The 1,749-nt window shown below is 47.8% G+C and carries 1 protein-coding gene; it reads left to right on the top strand.

Annotated features, from left to right (window positions below):
* A partial coding sequence (locus A3738_RS09590) for a tandem-95 repeat protein (protein ID WP_156504158.1) occupies positions 1-1,749 on the top strand: 1,749 nt, incomplete at both ends.

The raw sequence follows: 1,749 nt of genomic DNA, 5'->3' as shown, positions 1-1,749 counted from the left end.
TTCACCGATAATGGAGATGACACATATACCTTTGCACCGAATGAGAACTTCAATGGTAATGTCACCGTCGACTTTACCGTGTCTGATGGTCAGGGTGGTACAGATACGGCCCAAGCGAATATTGTAGTTGTTCCTGTGAATGACCCGCCAGTTTCAGGTAACTTGGCGTATGCAATTGATGAGGATGGAAGTATCACACTGAGCCAAGAGCAGCTCTTGGCGCAAGCGAGTGATGTGGATGGTGATACGCTCACGGCGTTGAATCTACAGACAGCCAATCCGGAACTGACGATTACAGATAATGGTGATGGGACGTTCACGCTGACACCGGCTGCAAACTTCAATGGTGATCTCGATATTAGTTTCGATATATTCGATGGTGAAGCGACAGTCGCAGCCAATATCGATTTGACAGTGAACCCAGTGAATGATCTGCCGGTCGCGCAGGATCAGAATTTCCAGATGAACGAAGACGGGACGATCACGCTTACAGATGGGGATCTGTTGGCGGGAGCGTCGGATGTTGATGGTGATACGCTGAGTATCTCAGATGTTGCATACACAGGTACGGATGGAATCTTCACCGATAATGGAGATGACACATATACCTTTGCACCGAATGAGAACTTCAATGGTAATGTCACCGTCGACTTTACCGTGTCTGATGGTCAGGGTGGTACAGATACGGCCCAAGCGAATATCGTAGTTGTTCCTGTGAACGACTTCCCTGTTTCAGGTAACTTGGCGTATGCAATTGATGAGGATGGAAGTATCACACTGAGCCAAGAACAGCTCTTGGCGCAAGCGAGTGATGTGGATGGTGATACGCTCACGGCGTTGAATCTACAGACAGCCAATCCGGAACTGACGATTACAGATAATGGTGATGGGACGTTCACGCTGACACCGGCTGCAAACTTCAATGGTGATCTCGATATTAGTTTCGATATATTCGATGGTGAAGCGACAGTCGCAGCCAATATCGATTTGACAGTGAACCCAGTGAATGATCTGCCGGTCGCGCAGGATCAGAATTTCCAGATGAACGAAGACGGGACGATCACGCTTACAGATGAGGATCTGTTAACGGGAGCATCGGATGTTGATGGTGATACGCTGAGTATCTCAGATGTTACATACACAGGTACGGATGGAATCTTCACCGATAATGGAGATGACACATATACCTTTGCACCGAATGAGAACTTCAATGGTAATGTCACCGTCGACTTTACCGTGTCTGATGGTCAGGGTGGTACCGATACGGCCCAAGCGAATATTGTAGTTGTTCCTGTGAATGACCCGCCAGTTGCAGGGGATACGTCTTTCAGCATGAATGAGGACGGTACAATTACATTGACACCTGCACAGCTTTTGGCGAATTCAAGTGACGTTGAAGGTGATGTGAGTCTGCAAGGTGTGAGCTACTCAGGATCAGATGGAACGCTGAGTGAGAATGATGATGGCTCCTTTAGTTTTATTCCGAATGAGAATTTCAATGGTGACATTGTCCTCGATGTGGTTGTGTTAGATGCTGAGGGTGCGAGTGATACGGCCCAAGCGAATATCGTAGTTGTTCCTGTGAACGACTTCCCTGTTTCAGGTAACTTGGCGTATGCAATTGATGAGGATGGAAGTATCACACTGAGCCAAGAACAGCTCTTGGCGCAAGCGAGTGATGTGGATGGTGATACGCTCACGGCGTTGAATCTACAGACAGCCAATCCGGAACTGACGATTACAGATAAT

Source organism: Oleiphilus sp. HI0066 (genome assembly GCF_001635725.1).
The sequence above is the reverse complement of the archived record's forward strand: the minus strand, read 5'-3'. Positions and strand labels throughout refer to the sequence as shown.